Source organism: Paraburkholderia sp. BCC1884 (assembly GCF_900996225.1).
Taxonomy (GTDB): Bacteria; Pseudomonadota; Gammaproteobacteria; order Burkholderiales; family Burkholderiaceae; genus Paraburkholderia.
Window position 1 is genome coordinate 1 of record NZ_CAAJGL010000006.1, and the last position, 471, is coordinate 471.

Here is a 471-nt window from a genome sequence, read left to right on the forward strand (position 1 = left end):
ACACCGTCTCGCCGCCTTGCAGCTCGTATTCGCGCTGCATCCAGATCAGGCGGTTCGACAGGCTGTCGTGGCGGTTGTCCACGCACTTCGGGCGCCCCGTCGAGCCTGAGGTGAAGATCACATAGGCGAGGTTCGCGCCATGCAATTCGACATCGGGATTGGTGGCCCGGAATGACGACGTGTCCAGCTTACCGAAATCGACGCGCTCGACGCCCTCTCGCGACGGCAGGTCGAGGCCGCCCTGTGCAAGCAGCAAACCAATCCCGCTGTCGTCGATCATCGCGGCGATCCGATCGGCCGGATACGAAGGATCGAGCGGCACATAGGCCGCGCCGGCCTTCATGATCGCGTACAAGGCGATCACCAGCTCCAGCGAGCGCTCGGCGGCAACACCAACCCGCGATTCCACGCCGATCCCACGCGAACCCAGCCAATGCGCAAGACGATTCGCGCGCGCATTCAACTCGGCAT

At 63.9% G+C, this 471-nt stretch carries 1 protein-coding gene; it reads right to left on the minus strand.

Annotated elements, in window-relative coordinates:
* Positions 1-471 (minus strand): AMP-binding protein (locus tag FQ705_RS00030; RefSeq protein WP_144137433.1); only part of this gene is annotated, 471 nt, incomplete at both ends.